Source organism: Stenotrophomonas sp. G106K1 (assembly GCF_037969685.1).
GTDB classification, from domain to species: Bacteria; Pseudomonadota; Gammaproteobacteria; order Xanthomonadales; family Xanthomonadaceae; genus Stenotrophomonas; species Stenotrophomonas lactitubi.
Genome location: NZ_JBBPFR010000051.1, coordinates 1 through 861, shown reverse-complemented (window position 1 = coordinate 861; position 861 = coordinate 1). Strand labels below are relative to the sequence as shown.

Here is an 861-nt window from a genome sequence, read left to right as displayed (position 1 = left end):
AGCTGCACGCGGGTCCAGTGGCCTATCCGCTGATCGTCGAGCGCCGCCTGCCCAAGGGCGATGCGCTGGTGATGGCCGAGATTGCCGGGTTGCAGGGGGCGAAGATGGCCTCGATGCTGATGCCGCTATGCCATCCGCTGCCACTGGAACTGGTGCAGGTGTACTGCGCACCGGTGCCGGAACGGCAGTCGATCCGCGTGTGGTGCGAGTGCGCCAGCGAGGCCCGCACCGGAGTGGAGATGGAAGCACTGGCCGGCGTGAACGCCGCACTGCTGACCCTGTACGACCTGAGCAAGCCGGTGGAGCCGGCACTGCGCATCGAGGGCATCCGCCTGCTGTTCAAGGAAGGCGGCAAGCGCGGCCTGTGGCTGCACCCCGATGGCATGGACGAGGGCGAGCACGCGCGCTTCAGGCCGCGCCCGCCGAAGGGCCTGGAGGGCGCTGCCTGCGCGGTGATCACCCTGAGCGATCGAGCGAGCGAGGGCACGTATGCCGACGAGTCCGGCACGAAGCTGGTGAGCGGACTGCAGTCGCTCGGTGGCGAGGTGGTGGCTGCCGAGGTACTGCCCGATGGCGTCGAACCGCTGGCGGGTCGCCTGCGTGCGCTGGCGGGCGCGGGTGTACGCCTGTGCCTGTGTACCGGCGGCACCGGGCTGGGCCCGCGCGACCTGACCCCGGAGGCGCTGCGTTCGTTGAACGCGCGGCCGGTGCACGGGCTGGCGCAGATGGTGCGCGCGTTGAGTGCGCAGCACACGCCGATGGCCTGGTTGAGCCGTGCCGAGGTGGTGCAGCTGGATGACATGCTGGTGTTCGCGCTGCCGGGCAGCCCGCGTGCGGCAGCGCAGTGCCTGGACATTCTGG

Annotated in this window: 1 protein-coding gene; it reads left to right on the top strand. The window is 70.5% G+C overall.

Going from position 1 to position 861, the window contains the following annotated elements; all coding sequences use genetic code 11:
* Positions 1–2 precede the first annotated feature (2 nt).
* Positions 3–861, top strand: an 859-nt coding sequence (gene moaCB / locus WKB25_RS21075; protein ID WP_340572793.1) for a bifunctional molybdenum cofactor biosynthesis protein MoaC/MoaB, incomplete at its 3' end; no start/stop codon positions are given.